Genomic DNA, 450 nt, shown 5'->3' with positions numbered 1-450 from the left:
TATAGCTTCCCTGATACAAGCCGTTCTCCTGCTTCTCGACCTTTACAGGCTCCTTCTTTTCCTTGAAAGTAACTGATATATGATCCGTGTTTTCCATTCGTCCATACAGGGTGATTTCTCCCTGCCCTGTCTTTTCCACATACAGGTCTGCCAGTCCTTCCACCACCTGTTCATGCTCCTCCAGAATGCTTCCCTGTAAATCGATGCTTTGGATCACATACGTCCCGTTTTGAAGGATATCGAACTGTGCCGGTGTGTTCGTATGCAATATCTTGCGTTCCACCTCCGTACCATCCTTCAACAGTACCGCTTCCACTGCTTTCGTATCCGTGGTGCTCACAGATAACGGACGTGTCGTACTGCCTTCCTTCAATTCCAGTGTCACTGTCGCAGGATCCTCCGCAAACAGCTGCTGGATATCCAGCTGTGGAAGGATGCTCACTGCCAGGG

Annotated in this window: 1 protein-coding gene; it reads right to left on the bottom strand. The window is 49.8% G+C overall.

What is annotated here, in order from left to right; translation table 11 throughout:
* Positions 1-450 (bottom strand): hypothetical protein (locus tag NE665_RS24030; protein ID WP_256302722.1); only part of this gene is annotated, 450 nt, incomplete at both ends.

Source organism: Clostridium sp. DFI.1.208 (assembly GCF_024463855.1).
Taxonomy (GTDB): domain Bacteria; phylum Bacillota_I; class Bacilli_A; order Erysipelotrichales; family Erysipelotrichaceae; genus Clostridium_AQ.
This window is presented reverse-complemented; position numbering and strand designations above follow the sequence as displayed.